The following is a 17524-nucleotide window of genomic DNA, read 5'->3' as shown; positions in this document are numbered from 1 at the left end:
CTCAGCTTCTTTTGGAAAGAAATGCCAGGGAGAGATCGGCGCTATCCCACGGGGTCGCCGCCCCTACCTCCTGGAGGGGGTGGGCGGCCACGCTTACGCCATCCAGCTAGGACGGCAACTTCGGAAGCGTAGCTATCAGCTTCTCCAGAGCTTCAGGTCCGCCGACGGTCGGAGTCGCGCGTGCGCTCTTGAGGATCGCATCCCGCATCAGCGGGAGTGGATTCGCCTCGCCGCTGTGGGTCAAATAACGCAGAACAGCGCGATTGAGGAGACTCGAAGCGCGGTTCAGCATGTCCGCGAGCGCCTGAAGGTCAACGTGCGTCGACTGCAGGTACTGACCGGGCCGCCACTCTGCTGACTTCACAGCGACCTGCAGGTGGGGTCTTGCCCAGAGCTTCCCGTGCGCTGCCGCACTACTCAAGCGCCAGTCAGCTACGAGGCGATCAGGCGACAACCCCTCCTTGCGAGCCGCATTGGCGATCAGGTCAACCATCGCCGGCAGCTTCGCCCTGGGGGTCTCGAACTCGGCGAACGCCTCCGCCGCTGCCGCGTGTCGCGCAAGCCGTTCGACGACGGACGAGGTGTCCATTCCGAGTAATGCCAGCGCCTTCCTCTCCTCCTCGAGATCGTGTCGCACCGCTACCAGCAGGCGAGCGACGGCGACTTGCGCGTTCGGCACGCTAAGGAGCCAAAGGCTTTGCGACGCGCCTTCGAGAATGGCTCGGACGAACGTGAAGTACCAACGGTGGCCGCGGTGGATAACTACTTGGCCTTCGAACTGCTGCAAGGGAACAAAGACGTCAGCCCAAGCTTGAAAGTGATCAATCGCAGAGTTCAGCATCTCGCGAGACCACTGACTGACCACCTCTGACTGGTAGAGGTCGTCAGCGAACTCGAGCGAGCTTCCAGGTAACGGGGTAGGTCTTGCTGCTAGGGCGTGACCCAGAGCCCGTGAGATCAAGGCGAGGTGCTTCCACTCCTCTCGCAGTTCCTCCGGTATCGGAGTACGTTCTTCGTCGCTCATCAGTCACTCCTGAACATTGGCCTCATGGCAGACGGGCGTCGCGGGTGATCAATATCCGCGTAGCTTCGTGGATTTCGCAATAGTCGCTGGTCGCTGCGACGCTGCGTTGATTGGCGTGCTTGCGGACTCGTTGCGGACCGAGGTGCCGTGTCCATCGCCTGACCCAAAGAACGGCACGGGCCAGGACAATCTGCGCAACCCCGGCTGGCGGGTGCGTCGACGGACTCGATCGAAGGGCACGCGGGGCGCGGAGGAGGCCTACCCGGTCATGGATGCGCTGAGCTCGCGTGAGAAAATGCGAGCTTGCTAAGCGGGTAGGTGTTTCCAGCTATTTATGCGCCGAAGCCTTGAAGACGGCGGTCCATCGACTTTCGAGACTAGAGGCGACCAAACCGAACTCGGCGAGTCCTCCCTTCACGACCTCGACATCGACATAACTCTTCGCGGTCCCAATTGCCGATATGAACTTCTGGACGGATTCACGGAAGCTTTGAAGCCTGTCGAAGGTCATGCACTTCGCGGATTGTCGCGGGACGGCGTCCCACATTGGCAATCTAGAAGGATGAATCATCACTGGTAGATAGGTCATGGCCGTCATGTCATACTCCCGCTCGAACCAATCCGCCGAGTGCGAGAGCTGCTCAAGATATTCGCGAGAAACCTGATTAGCGGTAGCCTCGCTTTTACATTCAATGACCCAGAATCGTCCATTGCCGAGGGCCCACAAATTATCTGGACCAATCCCGGTTTCAGAGTCAGGCCGGGATGAGCTCAACCCAATCACCCGACCGATCTCCGCGAGCGACGCTTCGAACTTCTTGTGACTATTCTTCTCCTCAGATGGAGTAAGGTCTAACAGTAAGCCTTCAACTGCGATCTGCAATTCAATGAACGTTGGATATGTCTCCAATAAATGCTTTGCCGCTGCTATTGCCTGGTTGCCGGCATCCTTGAGCGGTTTGGCCTTCACACCATCAGGCACTTTCAAGATAAAGTTGCTATCGATGCGAGCTTGGCTCTGCAATTGACGCGCAGCCGAGGGGTCGGTTTTGTGAAGGTAACTCGCTGCACGCTGCTTGATCCAACCTCGGTAGCGGGAGTCGGAAATCGCGTCAAACTGTGTTCTCAGTGCATCAGCGGCATCCTCATACCTTCCCAACAGAGCGAGTGCGAACGCGTTACGTTCGGCTAAGACAAGCGGGTCAATCGTCTCGAGCGCCGTATAGACAAGTCCGTCTACCGCATCCTTACTTGCGGCCGTCCAAGCCGAATCTCGGGCCAGGAATGCCTTGATCGCTTCGTCGAAGAATTCGATCGACTTACCGCTCCCCCCAGCCGCAAAACTGCTAGAAAGCTGGTACTGGGCACGCGTTCCAGGCGAAAGCATGCTCAGATCAGATTGCGAATATAGGCGCCCAACGAGTCGAGGGTCAAGTAAAATGACTGCGCAGTAGTCATCGGTGGCGCGAACTCCGCGCCCCATTCCCTGCTCTATCCGCTGGCTCTGCTCGCTGCTCATGGCCCCTGTCCCACGAATAGCCGCAGCTTCCACCAGATCTTGAGCGTTGTACCTTTCCGGCAGGCCATCAATGACGAGAACTCGACATGCATCTGCCGGCAAATCTACACCGTCGTACCGTGCTATTAAAACAACCAAACCAACGTGGCCAGCCTTCAGTCGCTTCACGACATCCTTGACTGTTTCCTTCTGGTGAATCTCCGTTGTCAGGTGCTTCCACTCGTCCGCGCGCGTGCGGGAGGGTGTAAGTACAACAACGTTCACCTTCTCGGACCAACTAGCGGCCGATTTCATGACATCGTTCGTCGATACAGCCCGGCTCGTCTCAACTGGTGTCAAAATAATTCGGTCACCAATATCGCTGGCAGATGCCGGGACAATCGGATTCGTAACACACGTTGCGTCGACCTTCATTCTGGATGTCAGAATGCTATCGTCTGCGAGAGTGGCAGTCATGTAAATTCGTCGCTTCGCGAGCAAGAATGACGGAACTATGGCCAAATCCGGATAAGGTAGCCGCACCTCAACTTCTTGAGATGTGAAAGCCACTTCACACAGCCGGAGGTTGTTCTTGATCAGCGGCCACTTAAATTTGTGGCTCTCTTCATCGTCATGCGTGACTGAATTTAGAGCGGCGTAGGACTCCGTCAGGCTGTCCTCCCACGACCAATATGGGACCGGAACGGCCTGGATGCCGTCGTTTTTCTTAATAGATGTCCACCCGCTTAGGGACTGCTCTTTCAATGGCCCATCAAAGCGCTCAAGAAGCGTCTTGTAGGCCGCAGTTTTCCTCTTCAGGCGCAGCGAGAACTGATCTTCGATAATGGGGATGCAAGCATGAGCATCGTCGATTACGATCGTGCCAACTTCCATAGTAGAGCCGCTGCCCTCTAAGCCAAATTTGGTCTTTCCGTTGAAAATCTTTTGGGCTGTAGTGATGAGAATTGAGTTGCCCTGCCTGAATGCGGCGTCCATTGGATCATCGGTCCACCGCAGACCTAGCTCCGTCGCCGTTTCGGTGACTTGCTCCTGCAGTTGGAGATTCGGCACTAAATAGACGGCAGGGCCCACCCCTTCGTTTAGCGAGCTGCGCGCGACAAGAAGTCCGATCACCGTCTTTCCGCTTCCGGTATTCATTTTGACGACTAAGTCAGCCTCAGCGCGGCGGTCGAACCACGCGTCCCAGACCTCCGTCTGAATGTCGTGCGGAAATACAAACTTGGACTTTTTCGGTTTAGGGAGTACGCGAAACAGTCGCTTCGGATCAAGTGTGGTTTCGGAAAGGTCGCCAGCCCCAATGCCGGAGAATATGCTCATGTTTGCTCCATCCAATCGCCCGAACGACGGTGTTCCACCAGCGTGACCCTACCGCAGCCGACCGGCCGCAAGGGGTGCCTTGAGCTGGCCCACTGAAACTCAATTAGGTACAGGCTTTCGCTGCTCGTCTGAATCGCCGCAGGCCTGTCGATGACGCGGAGCTGGCATCTAGGATGGTGCGACGCTGAACCAAGGAGCTTGAAGTGCCGACGACGCATGCACCGTTCTCCGCTGGGGTTCTCGAGCAGACATGCAGGCTGCTGGCCGAGCTGTACACGGGTACGGAGCTCACTCGGATCAGGGCGGAAGTCCCGTTGCGTCAGGATCCCGGTGAAGCGGTCACGAAGTGGCGGCGGCTCGCGCATGCGGTGAGCGCCAATCAGGTTAAGACCCAGACTGGCAATGCCCTGCTTGCGTTGATTCGAGCTTCGATGGAGCCGGACCGGACCATCTCTAGGGCGGAGGCCGCTCGACGCACCCGTGATGAGCTGAATCAGGTGCTGTCTCTCGCTGGCTTCAAGGTTCGGGAGGACGGCCAGGTGGCTCGAGTTGTTGAGACGCGGACCGTAGACGACGCTCTCGATCGCACTGATCGCCTCCAAGCGCTGCTCGTGCGACGAGGCGCGCATGACAAAGTGCTCACCTACTGTCGTCCTGAGCTGCTCAGGAAGGACTACTACGAGGCGGTGTTCGAGGCCATCAAAGGGTTGGGAAGCCGCATCCGCCAGATGACGGGTGTCGACGCCGACGGGTACAAGCTCATCGACGTGACGATGAGCGGGCCAAACCCGCAGCTTCGGATCAACTCGCTTCAAACGCGGACGCAACGCGATGAGCAGACCGGCGTCGGCAACCTCGCGAAGGGGCTGTTCAGTGCGTTTCGGAATCCCGCAGCGCACGAGCCCCGGATCGAGTGGGTACTGACGGAACACGACGCCCTCGATGTCCTAGGCACGCTCTCCCTCATCCACAGACGCCTCGATGCCTCTGAAGCGCTACGGCGCTCGGCACTGTGATAGATGCAAGCTCCAGGCTCGCGACGACGCTTCCCCTGCTGCGTAAAAGGGGAGACGACGAACTAGATCGCGGTGATGTCGAAGGACGCCAAGGAGGCGGGATCGCGCGGGACGCTTGGCGAACCTGGCACTGAGCCGGTTCGTTCTAGGTTCCCCGCCCCCGTCTGATGGCAGCAACACCCGGGCGGCACACCACCTCTCCCCTACGCCTGACGCATCGGCTGATTCGGCGTCTTCGGTCCGCTCCCGCAGTGGCATCCGGCAGAGCCCGGCAGCCCACTGGCCGGCACTAATCGATTCGCTTCTTGCTGTGCACGTTCGCACTCCACGGCGGACGCGCGACGTGAACGAATGGCCGCGCTACCCGAAAACCGTCGGATCTTCGGGCACGTCCGGTTCAGCCCCGAGGCTTCGAAGACAGTCGCCAGCCAGTCGACGTAGTCAAAGATCGGTCGGGTCAGTGGACGCCCTGCGACGTGAGTCGCTGAGAACGGTCGCATGCCAGGACCGAGATCCCGCTGTGCGTCCACTCCTTCGAGCGGCTTCCAGAGGGGCGACGGAGGCAGGAAGAACACGTGTTTCTCGCCGGGCTTCTTATCGCGGCCATAAAAGTCGCGGACGGGTCCTCCCGAGGCGGTGACCATGACGTCATGCGCGTGCCGGTGTCAAAGCCAACGGAGGCCGCGTAGCACTTGGTCATCCGGCGAACCACGCAGCAGCCGCTTCCACCGCTCGTCACCACACATGTCGATCAGCCCGTCCTCGAGCGCGACGATCCACCACACTGCCTCGACAGCCGCGGACCACACAGCGAATCCGACATTCTCCTTCCCCGACTCGGCCGCCCGCGACTCCGCAGCGCGCAGACACCACCACAGGGTGACCGCGCGGCCGCGCTCCGTCTCTGTCACCCGCCCGCCCGACCATGTCGGAGGTACGTAGTACCCGTCGGCGGTCAGTGTCGACGGGATCAGCTGCAGCTCCTCTGTCATGGCCGTGAGCCTACGGCCGGCCGCTGATCCGGGGGCCACCACCCCTCCCTCGACCAGCGCCCGCATTCGAACTTTCCCGGCTGCTGCGCATCCACAACCGACCCATCGTCTACGCGCGGAATCTAGGGCAGCGGTTGATCACCGAGCCGGCCCTCGATCTGCGCGATGAGAGCTAGTTGTTGCCGACTCCAGTTCTCCACACGCCAGCGAACCGTGCGTACACGCCACCAGTCGAGGGCCGCCCGCAGCCTCGAAGCGGGGAGCGCGACCAGACTCCGAAATCTAAGCCCGCCCAAACATCTCGTGCGCCTGCCAGCCCCGGACCTAAGCCCGCTGCGGCGTCCTCGCGTCGCGGCGGGTTGCGGCTTCCGCACAAGCCATCGCCGCCCTAAAACTTCGGTAGGCGCCTGCCACCTGCGCAAGGTCGACCCAAATCGACTCAACTCCGACGATGTGCAGGAGGCCAGATCCGAGTTCGTCACAGGGTTTCGTGGGCCCGCCCTGCACCCGCTTCGATGAATTCCGTGCGAGCTGCGCGAAACCCAACCCGTGGCAACCCGGCTCTCAGTTCCTTGCCGAGTCAGCGCCCGGGGCGCCTGGTGGCGAAGCCCAGTTCGCCACCCCATGCCTCAACTCTCAGCCAGTCGGAAACGGGACATACGCGTCCCGCGTTGCGCTGATCAGCCGGTCGCGGTCATAGCTGCTGTAGCCATCCCCGATGGGTTCCGACAAATTCTCAATTACTCTTCCTGCACGGAAGATGCTCTCCGAAAACCAGTCGTTGGAGCTCTCGACTCGCTGCTCGCCATGCGCCTCACGGTTGCGTGTGGCGCCCAGTCGTTTCTTCTTGCTCATGCCCTCTCCTCGCCGACCTCATCATCAGACGGTGTTCCTGTCGGACCCGACCGAACCAGCTACCCGCCGCGACCACCACGTTAATCCCCGCGGCAGCGGTCAGGCCCAGCCAGCTCTGGTCAGGGTTAAACGTATCCAACGTAGCTTCCCTGGCTTGAAGAATCACGAGAAGCACCCCGACGAGGGCAAAAACCATCGTCGCCAGGGGCACCGCACGCGCCACCATGCTTGGACGGCGATGATCCTTGTTGACGTCGAACCCCGACATCGCCGCCACAGCCACAGGTACGGCCAGCAGAAGGCCGATGAGCGGAAGGTCGCTACCCAGCGTCGAGTCCTGCTCGGTCGAGGTGTGCCGAAGGGCGATCGAACCGATCACCACGAACGCAGCGACCGCTGAGAACGTCGGAGACGCCAGCGAACCCGGCGAGCGTTCTTCGAAGTTTGCAGAGACGAAGATGCGTCGGGGGCGCCGCGGTCGTTCGTACCCTTCAGCGTCCCACCTGAGCTCCTTACGAGGTTTCGGCTCCTGCCGAAAGTAGGCGTGAAGCCGTCGCTGCCCCGCGACAGGACTAAGGTCACCCTTTAGTTTCATAATCTCGGCTTCATCGCCATAAATTCCGGGGGACGCCAGGAAGGTGCCCCCTGGACCCTCGATCTGTAGGTGGTAGCTCAACGCCTGCCGAGAATTGCCAATCTCGAAGTAGATTCGCCCCGGACGTACACCGAAGAACAATCGAAGATGCTCGAGCCGCCTGTTGAAAAAGTTGGCGATTCGTGCCGCAAGCTTGGACTTCACGTTCCGAACATCGGCATCGATAGGACGAACCACGCGTTGCTCGATTTTGAACCGTAACGCGCTTGGCCACTCCAACTTACGAGCTTCCTCGGTAGAAACTGCCACGCAGACGGGATGCACATTCCAGACGCGAGCAATAAGGTCGAGAAGAGTCTGGATGAATTGACCTGCCGACTCATTTTTCGGTGTTTGTCCAGCTGCCACTTCGACGATCTGCTCGAGTATTGCTTCTAACAGTTCTTCCTGGTCATCCCTTGGAGCCCCGAGAACGTGAGCCACAGACGGCTCAATACGTGAAACGTAGGCGCTGAAGAAGCCGTCGGAATAATGAAATGCAAGAGCTCGCATGACGGCCATCTCAAACGTAATCACGTCGTCGTAGGGCAGCGTCGATATTCGCTTATCGCCTGGACCGAAAGCCCTCAGCCCATTCAAAAGCACCCCTCGTCTGGGGAAAATGAGGGGCACGACCAGGTCTCCTCTTGGGCCTTTGACTTCCTCGTCCTTCGCCACGTCCTGAAACTGGTCCACGCGGACACTGAACGTTGACTCGACGATGATCGAAGTATGACTTTCTGATACCAGCTCAGAGATTCTCAGAAAGTGACCTAGTGGATTAATCGCGCAACCTACGAAAAGGTCCATCTGGCCCGAGCTCAGCTTGTGGATTCCCGCCGGTGAAACCCACCTGTCGAGCGACTGGGCGAGCGGCTCGCTATAACCAGGCAATCCGTATTTTGGCGCTCGCGTGCGAGTCCGCTCATTCAGGCGACAGTAATAATATGTAATGCCAGCGACGAGAAACAACAACAGCCAAAAAGCCGTCATACCTCGGTCGCTGGGCCCCCAGAGGTTCCATGCGAGTGCGACGAAGATCAATGCGGAACTTCCGCAGACCACCGCCGCCAGCCACTTCAAAATCATCTTCGAACGCCCCCTAGTCTTCACTCAAACGCTAGACCATTCTGCGGCAGCAGATCTCCGCCGCCGAACACTTTGGGCTCGACGCGTGAGCAATCAGTCTGCTGCCGCGCGACGCCTGCGCCGAGTAGGTTGACGCTCGGCGCCCCTCATCGCCCATCCAGCGCGGCTCTGCGCGTTGGCGGAGCACCGTTGCACCTTTCCGTGGCTACTGGAACAGAATCGCCGCTTGAGTGTCCGCTGTAGGGCAGCCTCTCGCTTCTGGGGTTAGACGACGGCGATGACCACCACACCACGTGGCGCGGACTCCCCTCACATCGGCCTCCATAGTGCTCTAGAGGAGAGGCTGTACCAGGCCCGCCACCACGAAGCACGGACCGCCCTGCAGACCTTCACCAGCGACCAGCTGCAGGCGCGGCGGCTTGCTTCGGTCGGGTTGGTGCTGCCGCAGAGTATCTGCTGGGTCGGTCGTCGTACACGTAAACCCCACGCTGTTCGCTGACCCTGCGCATGTCCTGTCCGTCGTGGCGCTGTCGCGACATAATAACTCTCAGGTGCTAGATCTGCGATCGCTGCGCAGATCTCGTTGGGGCGCCAGGTCGCGATCCTCGAGGATGCCTTCGAGCTCCTGGAATTTACTGGACAGCAGGGTCAAAATGTGGCTTGTTTCGTGGCTAAGCTACGGACCTATCATTGACAGGCCGGCTGGCTCCCGCATCACGGATATTGACGGATTCGTCGACCTGTTTTGACGCGTACAGGCCCCTTGGTACGAGGAAGCACGACCGCACTTCCGCGACGAGTTCGTTCTGGAGACATGGGGCGATGCAAATGAGGCCGCTCATCCGACTCTCGTGTCCTCAAGCAGATCGCCAAACATGCAGTTCAGATAAGCAAGTAGTAGATCCTCACTGTTCGAGCTGCCTCTCGCACCCGAGGCTTAGGTTAAGTGAAGAATGGGACGTAGGCAGCGTTACGCTTCGAACTTCCCGCGCGAGGATCGAGAAGGATAAGTCGTCGCTCGACCGCCGCTGCGATCGTGTGTGACACCAGAGTCGCCTTATTGTCTGGTAGCCCGAAGCGAGTCCGTAGACTCGCGTTCGTTAACCGCTGCCCACTTTGGTGCCGCAGGCAGCAATGCAGGAACGCAGACCAGACACGATCTTTGATCGTCATGCTTGAAAAATCCGAGGCCGCGAAGAGAAGAATGGTTGTCGCACCGCACTCTGCTCTGAATCGAGGTGCTGGTCGAAGGAGGTCCTCAATTTGTTCGAGCGCGCAGTCGACCCCACTCCCTCGAACCTCGCATATGCCGGCATGACGCATTGCTTCAGCCAGATCGGGATTGCGAGCACGGGTCTCGTCTACGAACCTCGTGACATCGATAATCGGCTCGCCGCGGTTGCGAATCTCCATGCGGTCAGAGAAGATCTCTATCACCGTTCGGGTGGTGTGCTCGTCGAAATCCTGATGAACCAAGGCGCTCGCGAGGAACTCTCGTAACGCCTTGGGCGAATAGACAGGTCGGATGCTTCGCAAGCCTTGTTCGATCGACTCGTCAACAGGAAGCAAGCTCTGGGGCAGCGTCAGAATGCTCTCACACGTGAGCAGCTAGCCCTGCTCCACGAAGTGCGCGTACGTTGCGGTGACGCGGCCGGCCGTGGCGTACTTGATCACGCGCACGCGCCGCAACGCCAGTCCGTCGAAGGCCGCGAGGCTCTTGCCAACGATGACGGCCGTCTTCAAAGGGATCGAGTAGGTGCCGTCGAGCTCTCGAGCGATCAGCTTGCACGCTAGGAGGTCACTGATGCAACTGAGGCGGGCGCTTGGGATGGCCCAGGTCATGCGGCGGTACAGGCCGCCGACGTCGAGAAGCTCGTAGACACCATGCTCGTCGAGCCCCGATGATGCGTTCCATTGGTCCACCGTTTGGTACCAAGAAAATCGCGCCGAGCTGATGTTGCGGCATCGCTACCGGGCTCTCGCATGACCGCATCAGGTAGCGCCCTTCGTACGCGATCGGTTGGCCGCGTCTGCGGGCGGGGATCGCGAAGACGAGAACGCGGGCACCGCCTTAGACGAGCTCCCCGACCACAGCTTTGATCTGTCGCGGGTTGCCGGAGCGGCCTGGCCAGGTAGCACATCCTCGACAGATCGAGCATGTCTCCTGCCGACGGGGGCGGGGACCCCCCTCCCCCGTTCGCTCCGGCCCGCTCCGCGTTCTGCCATACGCGGTGCGCGCGGGTTGAGGGGGTAGCCCGATGATCAGCTCGGCCTTGTCTCGGCTGCTAGGAACCGTATCCTGCCCCTGAACGAAGACCCCCTGACGCGCGCACCGCGACCAGCAGGACGCGAAGCGGGAGCCTCAGACCGGTGGAGGGTACCTCTCTCCCGCTGATTGTCCGGGGCTAGTGTCGGTGGTCAACCAGGGTGTGCGCGCATGTCGAATCGAGTGGTAGCGATCGAGTGGTGTCCGGGGTGTTGTCAGCCGTCTGTGCAGGTGGGACCCGGTTCAGGGTGGCGTGACAGTGGACTGCGGGTATCGCGAGCGCACCATCGTGCCGCTCTGACACAAGAGCCACGCGAGTGCGCTGGTGGGAAGCGGGAAGGCGGGCTACGGTGCGGCCACGACGGCCTCCGAGGAAATGTATGAGTCCCTGTCTTGCGTGGCGCGGCAGAAATGTCGGGGATGGTCACAGGCGATTTACTCGTTCAGGCTGGCGGGTAGGCGAGTGTCGAGGGCTACGTCGTCGGGACCCTTTTGGTGGACGAGGGCGGTGTCGCTGAGATCACTGGCAAGGTTGGCGCTGTGCGGGTTGCTGAGGGTGGGCGTGTGCTGATCGCCGCTGGTGCATATCTCGGAGATCGAATGGTCTCCGAAGACGGCGTTTGGATTCCAGCGCTCGCGTCTCGGACTGTTACCGCAGAGTCTCCGCGTTTCGTGCTCGGGAACGATGGGGAGCTGTCGGACCTGGATGCCTGAAGTAGTGCCGAGGCCGGTCGGCCTGCTGTCGATACCGGCCGCGGCGACGGGTGAGCTCGAAGCTCAGCTCATGGACGCTCGGTAGGTGAACCGGCGGTTGCTGTCCGAACGGGCGATGAACTTCCGCTGCTGCGGGAGGGGGAGCTTGTCGACGATGATCTCGCCGCTGTCGACGATGCCGATCCATGCGACGTCGATGCCCGGATCCATGTGCATTGGCTCAAGGGTGAAGCCGCGGACCGGAGCCTCGATGTCCCCTTCCGGTTCGAGGTACGGGCCAGTGCGCCCGCCGTCGTCGGTAGCGACCGCGGTGCCCGCAGGGACCCACAGATCGTCGCCGTAGTGGATTCCCGGAAGGAATTGGCGGGGGGCGATGGCTTGCATCGTCACGTCGGTGGCGGTTCCGGTGAGCCAAGGCTGGTTGCGTTCGATGGTCATGATCGATCCTCCCAGTAGGTTGCGCCGGGCTCGGGTTCTGTTGAGACGAACGTGCCGCGCCGCGTGCGGCATCGAGGGCGACCTCGTGCCCGGCGTGCGTGAGGACAACGGGCAGCAGGTGATGGAAGAAGTTGATGTCCTCGACGTGGGCGGTCCGCGTCTCGCGGATGGTCGTGTCTGCCGTCACCCTTCCGATCGATCACCCTGATACCACCTCCTTCGATACCGCCATGTCCACATCGCATGAAGGACACATCCTGTGCCCGCCCGCCTCTGCCGCCGGATGCAGCGGCAAGTCGCACTCAGTGCAGACCCTCCACGACGAGGGATCCGCGCCCAACAACTGCCGCCACCCCGACACGCACTCATCGCACACCCCGTGCGGACCGGTCCGGGTGCGATGCAACATGCAGCGAGGCGACGGTCGCTCAGTCCAAAGGCACAGGACCCAGCGGTATGGCTGGCCCGGGACCTGCGTTGGCCACTCGAGCACCTCGCCCATCACGCCCTCACCTTCGTCCGCCGACCGTCCACCGTCTTCCACCGGTAGGCAGATAGGTCCTGCACCTCACCAGTCCGAGAGTCGAAGGCCTGCGCCTGATCCTTCGCCTCTTCCTCAGCCTCTTCCTCCTCCTCACGCGTCCACGTGGACTCCACGGTGGACTCTTCCGCTTCAGCGTCAGGATCGGCGGGGATAGAGGCGTCGGGATCGTGTGGACGTTCTCGGTCGCCTGCACGCTTCCGGCGCTTCGAATCGCGCCACTGCTGACGCCTCGTCTCGTGCTCCTCCGCCGTGGTCTGAGTCTCGTCCCACTTGAGGATCTGCCAGCCCGCCTTGGTGATCCGCCAAAGCTTCGCCGTCACGAGCTCCTCGATCGCGACGGCACGGAGCACGCCCTCGTCGACGGGGAACATGCGCACCGCGGCAGTTGGGATCCTGCCGTCGGCCCACTGCTCGTTCGACCACATGAGCGCCCACGAGTGGATGCGCCAGGCGGCGTCGGACAGGCCGACTCTGTCGGGGTCGGTCTGCCACCGGCTGGGCAGTCGCGCGTCGGGCACTAGTCGTTCACCTTCTCTGCCGGGGTCCGGCTGACGTTCATGGACAGGAGGAACGCCGCGATCAGCGCGGTGCCTGCACCTCGCTGTCGGGCCAATCCATCAGGCGTCGGATGCTCGGCGCGGTCGGCGGCCTCGAGGGAAGCGGTCGCCAGCTTGTGGGCCTTTACGGGGCAGAGGGGGGCGATGTAACCAACTGACCGGACGGACACGAAGTCGTCGACCTCGATGCAGCCGTCGTCTTCGTCGATGGTGTTGACGGTCTCGACGCGGCCCTGGAGCGATGCGAGAATGGTCACCGAAGTGGTCCCTTCGTTCTGAGTGGTATCGGTTCGGGTGGGGTGGTTGCGGGAGTTCGTCTGCCAGGACGGCTCCCGCTCTTTCGTGGAGGCGTCATGCTGCCTCCCAGCAGTTCGCGGTGCGTCCGGTTCAGGATCGGCCCTTTTCCTCAGCGGCTCGCACGAGGCCTGCGTGCAGCAGTTCCGAGGTCTGCGTGCGAAACAACATCCCGGGGACGTGCGGGAGACCTTCGCTAATCTCCGCGGCCTGATGGAGCGTGGTGAGCTCCTCGTGAGTGGCCGGGCCAACGCGTGCAGCAGCAGCAAGACCGCGTTCTTGACGGGGGTGATTCACTCGGCGGTCTGCTCCGCGCCGGCGAGCTGGTCGGGACGCAGAACGTCACGACGAGCGGAGATCGTCCCGTCGAGCTGCTCAGCCCCCATCAGGACGCCTCGGCGAATGCGGCCTCGATCCAGGCCTGGAGGTCGGACTCACGCGTGACGCGTCGACCCCCCACGACAGCGGTCTTCGCGAAGGTGCCCTGGTGGATCAGCCAGCGGACGGAAGCTTCGGTACGCCCGATCCGCTCCGCCGCCTCCCTCACCGTGAGGAGGCGGCTCGAGCGGGGCCGCTCGTTGTTCTCGGTCATGTGGATCCTCTCGTGTGTTCGGTCCGAACACGTCCGAGCATATGCTGGTTTGTGTTGACAGTCAATGCGATCGACGTGCAATCATTGTGGTCATGCAGGCTGGAGAGAATTTCAACGCGATGGTCGATCAGTCGGTTGCGCGCAACGTGAAGCGGGCTCGGGATCGTGCTGGGCTCTCGCAGGCCGACGTCGCGAGACTGATGACGGAAGCGGGCGTCGCCGGGGTCCACCAAACGACGATCGCGAGGATCGAAGGCGAGCAGCGCACCTTGCGCCTAGCGGAGGCGCTGGTCCTCGCGCGCATCCTCGAGTACCGGGTCGAGGACCTGGTCGAATCGACGGAGACCGCGCGCTTGCACGACAGCCGACGGTCTCTCGAGGACGCTGTTCATCAGGTGCGAAATTCCGTGCGTGAGTTGCTTCAGCGCAGACAGGCTGTCGCAGCGGAACTCGACCGTGACTACCCCTGGAGCGCGTCAGGCGAACACTTCACGGGCGAGTACCTGCGTGTGAATCCGTCGGAGTACGACCTGCTTGACGAGCTGCTGTCGCTGAACTCCGACCCTTCATCGATCGTCGCGGACGCCTACGAGAACCTTCGCCCGCTTCTGGCAGCGATGGCGACGCCGTTCGTAGCGTCGCGAAGTCTCGAGCTCCTGGAGGAAGCAATCAGCAACAGTTGGCGCGGGGTAGAGGTCGTCGATCGCACCGAGGCGAGCGATCTGGAGTTCCGAGCGGCGATCGCACGATTCGGTTAGGAGTTCGACAGTGGCAAGCATTCAGAAGCGTCCTAATGGCACCTGGCGCGCCCGCTACCGGGACGCTGACGGCAAGGAACACGCTCGACACTTCTCCCGCAAGATCGACGGGCAGCGCTGGCTCGATGCTGTCACCGCGACCGTCGTCGTCGGCACTTACGTCGACCCCGCGGCAGGCCGCATCACGCTCTCTACCTACTTCGCGGAGTGGTCCACACGTCAGGTCTGGGCCCGCGGAACCGCTACGGCAATGAGTCTCGCTGTCCGCCGCTGCACGTTCGCCGACATCGAGCTGGGGAAGCTCCGCCGCTCACATGTGGAGACGTGGATCAAGAGCATGAGTGCGGAAGGCCTCGCGCCCGGGACGATTCGTACCCGCACAAACAACGTCCGAGCCGTCCTGCGAGGCGCGCTGCGCGACCGCGTGATCGGGGCCGACCCGTCGGAGGGCGTCACTCTCCCCCGCGGCCGCAAGGCGGAGCACGCGATGCGCGTCCCGACGCCCGAGGAGGTCGGCACCGTCATCGACGCCGCCGAGGAGTGGTTCCGTCCGTTCGTCGCGCTCTGTGCCTTCGCCGGCCTGCGTCTAGGAGAGGCTGCGGCGATCCAACTCGCCGACGTCGACTTCCTCCGCCGGCAGCTCCACGTCCGACGTCAGGTGCAGCGCGTCTCGGCCGGTGTCGTCGAAGTAACGCCCCCGAAGTACGGGTCCGAGCGCGTCGTCTACCTACCCGACGACCTCGTGCTTCTCCTCGGGCGTCACGTCGAGCAGATCGGTGTCCGTGGCGAGGAGCAGTGGTTGTTCGTCGGCGGCGGCGGTCAGCCTCCGCACCAGAACACGGTCGGCTACTGGTGGCGCAGCACGGTCGCTCGAGCGAAGGTCGAGCCCTTTCGACTCCACGACTGCCGACACTTCTACGCGTCCGGCCTCATCGCCGACGGCTGCGACGTCGTCACAGTGCAGCGCGCGCTCGGCCACGCGAAAGCAACGACGACGCTGGAGACCTACTCGCACCTCTGGCCGACCGCGGAGGACCGCACTAGAGCCGCCGCCGCGGGGCTGATGAAGGCCTCCGTCGTAGCTCCCGCGGACTCCCTGCGGACTGACCGGCCCGCCTCCCAGTAATGACACGGGCAAAAGGGCCGTCCTACACGTTGAAGCGGAACTCCACCACGTCGCCGTCCTGCATGACGTAGTCCTTGCCCTCGATGCGGGCCTTGCCCTTCGCGCGCGCCTCGGCGATGGAGCCGGTCTCGACGAGGTCGTCGAACGAGATGATCTCGGCCTTGATGAAGCCCTTCTGGAAGTCGGTGTGGATCACGCCGGCCGCCTGCGGGGCGGTCCAGCCCTTGCCGATCGTCCAGGCGCGCGTCTCCTTCGGGCCCGCCGTGAGGTAGGTCTGCAGGCCGAGGGTGTCGAAGCCGATGGACGCGAGCTGGTTGAGGCCCGACTCGGTCTGGCCGGTGGACTCGAGCATCTCGGCGGCGTCGGCCTCGTCGAGGTCGATCAGCTCGGACTCGATCTTCGCGTCGAGGAAGATCGCGTGCGCCGGAGCGACCAGCGCGGCCAGCTCGGCCTTGCGCGCCCCGTCGGTCAGCACGGCCTCGTCGACGTTGAAGACGTAGATGAAGGGCTTCGCGGTGAGCAGGCCCAGCTCGCGGATCGGCTCGAGCTCGATCGAGGACGCCGAGAGCGGCTTGCCGGAGTCGAGGAACTCGCGCGCCTTCTTCGCCGTCTCGAGGACGATGGGCTCGATCTTCTTCCCCTTGAGCTCCTTCTCGTAGCGCGCCTCGGCCTTCTCGAGGGTCTGCAGATCGGCGAGGACGAGCTCGGTGTTGATCGTCTCCATGTCGCTCGCGGCGTCGACCTTGCCGTCGACATGCACGACGTCGGCGTCCTCGAAGCCGCGGATGACCTGGGCGATCGCGTCGGCCTCGCGGATGTTGGCGAGGAACTTGTTGCCCAGGCCCTCGCCCTCCGACGCGCCGCGGACGATGCCGGCGATGTCGACGAACGACACGGGCGCGGGCAGGATGCGCTCCGAGCCGAAGATGCCGGCGAGCACCTCGAGGCGGGAGTCGGGCAGGTTCACGACTCCGACGTTGGGCTCGATCGTCGCGAACGGGTAGTTCGCGGCGAGCACCGTGTTCTTGGTCAGCGCGTTGAAGAGCGTCGACTTGCCGACGTTGGGGAGTCCGACGATTGCGATAGTAAGAGCCACGGGCATCCATCCTACGGCGTGGTCGCGGGGGTGCCGCGTGCCGGTCCCGGCGGCGTCGGAGGTGCGTGAGAGGGTGAAGTCGTGCCCATCGACTTCACCGCCATCGACTTCGAGACCGCCAATTCGCACGGAGCGTCCGCCTGCTCCGTCGGGCTGGTGAAGGTCCGCGACGGCCGCGTCGTCGACCGCGCGGGCTGGCTCATCCGCCCGCCCTACGGCTACGACGACTTCCTCGAGTGGAACACCCGCATCCACGGCATCCGCAAGCACGACGTGCACGGCGCCGCCTCCTGGGTCGAGCAGTTCGCCGACCTCGTCGCCTTCGCCGGCGAGGACGTCTTCGTCGCTCACAACGCCGGCTTCGACATGAGCGTGATCCGCGCCGCCTGCGCCGCGACGGCGCTCGAGCTCCCCGCCTACGACTACCTCTGCTCGCTCCAGCTCGCCCGCAGGACCTACCAGCTCGAGTCCTACCGCCTGCCGTCCGTCGCGTTCGCCGCCGGCTACGACGACTTCCGCCACCACGACGCCTCGGCCGACGCCGAGGCCTGTGCTGCGATCGTGGTGCACGCCGCCCGCCGGCACGGGGCCGGGAGCCTGGCCGAGCTCGGCGAGCTGGCCGGCGTCTCCGTCAAGCGCCTGCGGCCGAAGGCGCCGGTCGCCGCCTGACGCCCGGGGCGGCGATCCGAGAGC

The 17524-nt window shown here is 62.6% G+C and carries 16 protein-coding genes; 4 read left to right on the top strand and 12 right to left on the bottom strand.

Annotated features, from left to right (window positions below):
* Window positions 1–106 precede the first annotated feature (106 nt).
* Window positions 107–1024: a hypothetical protein gene (locus MT350_RS04120; protein WP_243615421.1), complete on the bottom strand. Its 918-nt coding sequence runs from the start codon at window positions 1022–1024 to the stop codon at window positions 107–109.
* A gap of 328 nt (window positions 1025–1352) precedes the next feature.
* Window positions 1353–3860 (bottom strand): DEAD/DEAH box helicase, encoded by a 2508-nt coding sequence (locus tag MT350_RS04115; RefSeq protein ID WP_243615420.1) that lies wholly within the window; start codon window positions 3858–3860, stop codon window positions 1353–1355.
* A gap of 203 nt (window positions 3861–4063) precedes the next feature.
* On the opposite strand from MT350_RS04115, the gene MT350_RS04110 reads away from it, so the two are divergent.
* On the top strand, window positions 4064–4876 hold the full coding sequence (locus MT350_RS04110; protein WP_243615419.1) for a TIGR02391 family protein: 813 nt from the start codon (window positions 4064–4066) through the stop codon (window positions 4874–4876).
* A gap of 665 nt (window positions 4877–5541) precedes the next feature.
* Here the strand turns inward: MT350_RS04110 and MT350_RS04105 are convergent.
* The 9 genes from MT350_RS04105 to MT350_RS04070 form a co-directional block, all read right to left on the bottom strand.
* A complete protein-coding gene (locus MT350_RS04105; protein WP_243615418.1) occupies window positions 5542–5868 on the bottom strand; it encodes a hypothetical protein in 327 nt (108 codons plus the stop codon).
* A gap of 636 nt (window positions 5869–6504) precedes the next feature.
* Window positions 6505–6723 carry a hypothetical protein gene (locus tag MT350_RS04100; protein ID WP_243615417.1) on the bottom strand — a complete coding sequence of 73 codons (219 nt, stop codon included), beginning with the start codon at window positions 6721–6723 and terminating at the stop codon, window positions 6505–6507.
* The gene (locus MT350_RS04095; protein WP_243615416.1) at window positions 6683–8446 is read right to left on the bottom strand and encodes a hypothetical protein; all 1764 of its coding nucleotides are present in this window, start codon (window positions 8444–8446) and stop codon (window positions 6683–6685) included. The genes MT350_RS04100 and MT350_RS04095 overlap by 41 nt, the downstream gene beginning before the upstream one ends.
* Before the next feature lie 942 nt (window positions 8447–9388).
* Window positions 9389–9883 carry an ATP-binding protein gene (locus MT350_RS20580; RefSeq protein ID WP_374206634.1) on the bottom strand — a complete coding sequence of 165 codons (495 nt, stop codon included), beginning with the start codon at window positions 9881–9883 and terminating at the stop codon, window positions 9389–9391.
* Between the two features lie 171 nt (window positions 9884–10054).
* Entirely contained in the window at window positions 10055–10369 is a 315-nt protein-coding gene (locus MT350_RS04090; RefSeq protein WP_243615415.1) for a hypothetical protein, read from the bottom strand.
* A 1120-nt stretch (window positions 10370–11489) separates the two neighbouring features.
* Window positions 11490–11864, bottom strand: a complete 375-nt coding sequence (locus tag MT350_RS04085) for a hypothetical protein (RefSeq protein ID WP_243615414.1) — start codon at window positions 11862–11864, stop codon at window positions 11490–11492.
* Between the two features lie 501 nt (window positions 11865–12365).
* Window positions 12366–12926, bottom strand: coding sequence for a hypothetical protein (locus MT350_RS04080; RefSeq protein ID WP_243615413.1), 561 nt, complete (start codon window positions 12924–12926; stop codon window positions 12366–12368).
* On the bottom strand, window positions 12926–13222 hold the full coding sequence (locus tag MT350_RS04075) for a hypothetical protein (RefSeq protein ID WP_243615412.1): 297 nt from the start codon (window positions 13220–13222) through the stop codon (window positions 12926–12928). The genes MT350_RS04080 and MT350_RS04075 overlap by 1 nt, the downstream gene beginning before the upstream one ends.
* 422 nt (window positions 13223–13644) lie before the next feature.
* A complete protein-coding gene (locus MT350_RS04070; protein WP_243615411.1) occupies window positions 13645–13851 on the bottom strand; it encodes an AlpA family transcriptional regulator in 207 nt (68 codons plus the stop codon).
* Between the two features lie 92 nt (window positions 13852–13943).
* Between MT350_RS04070 and MT350_RS04065 the strand changes: the two genes are divergently transcribed.
* Together MT350_RS04065 and MT350_RS20365 are read left to right on the top strand one after the other, a co-directional pair.
* On the top strand, window positions 13944–14609 hold the full coding sequence (locus MT350_RS04065) for a helix-turn-helix transcriptional regulator (protein ID WP_243615410.1): 666 nt from the start codon (window positions 13944–13946) through the stop codon (window positions 14607–14609).
* A 10-nt stretch (window positions 14610–14619) separates the two neighbouring features.
* Entirely contained in the window at window positions 14620–15735 is a 1116-nt protein-coding gene (locus MT350_RS20365) for a site-specific integrase (RefSeq protein WP_243615409.1), read from the top strand.
* Window positions 15736–15757: 22 nt separating this feature from the next.
* Here the strand turns inward: MT350_RS20365 and ychF are convergent, their stop codons facing one another.
* Entirely contained in the window at window positions 15758–16831 is a 1074-nt protein-coding gene (gene ychF, locus MT350_RS04055; RefSeq protein WP_243598906.1) for a redox-regulated ATPase YchF, read from the bottom strand.
* A gap of 81 nt (window positions 16832–16912) precedes the next feature.
* Between ychF and MT350_RS04050 the strand changes: the two genes are divergently transcribed.
* Complete coding sequence (locus MT350_RS04050) at window positions 16913–17500, top strand: exonuclease domain-containing protein (RefSeq protein ID WP_123445426.1); 588 nt, start codon at window positions 16913–16915, stop codon at window positions 17498–17500.
* The last annotated feature ends 24 nt before the right edge of the window (window positions 17501–17524 follow it).

Origin of the sequence: Rathayibacter sp. VKM Ac-2928, from assembly GCF_022815545.1 — a bacterium.
GTDB classification, from domain to species: Bacteria; Actinomycetota; Actinomycetes; order Actinomycetales; family Microbacteriaceae; genus Rathayibacter; species Rathayibacter festucae.
The sequence above is the reverse complement of the archived record's forward strand: the minus strand, read 5'-3'. Positions and strand labels throughout refer to the sequence as shown.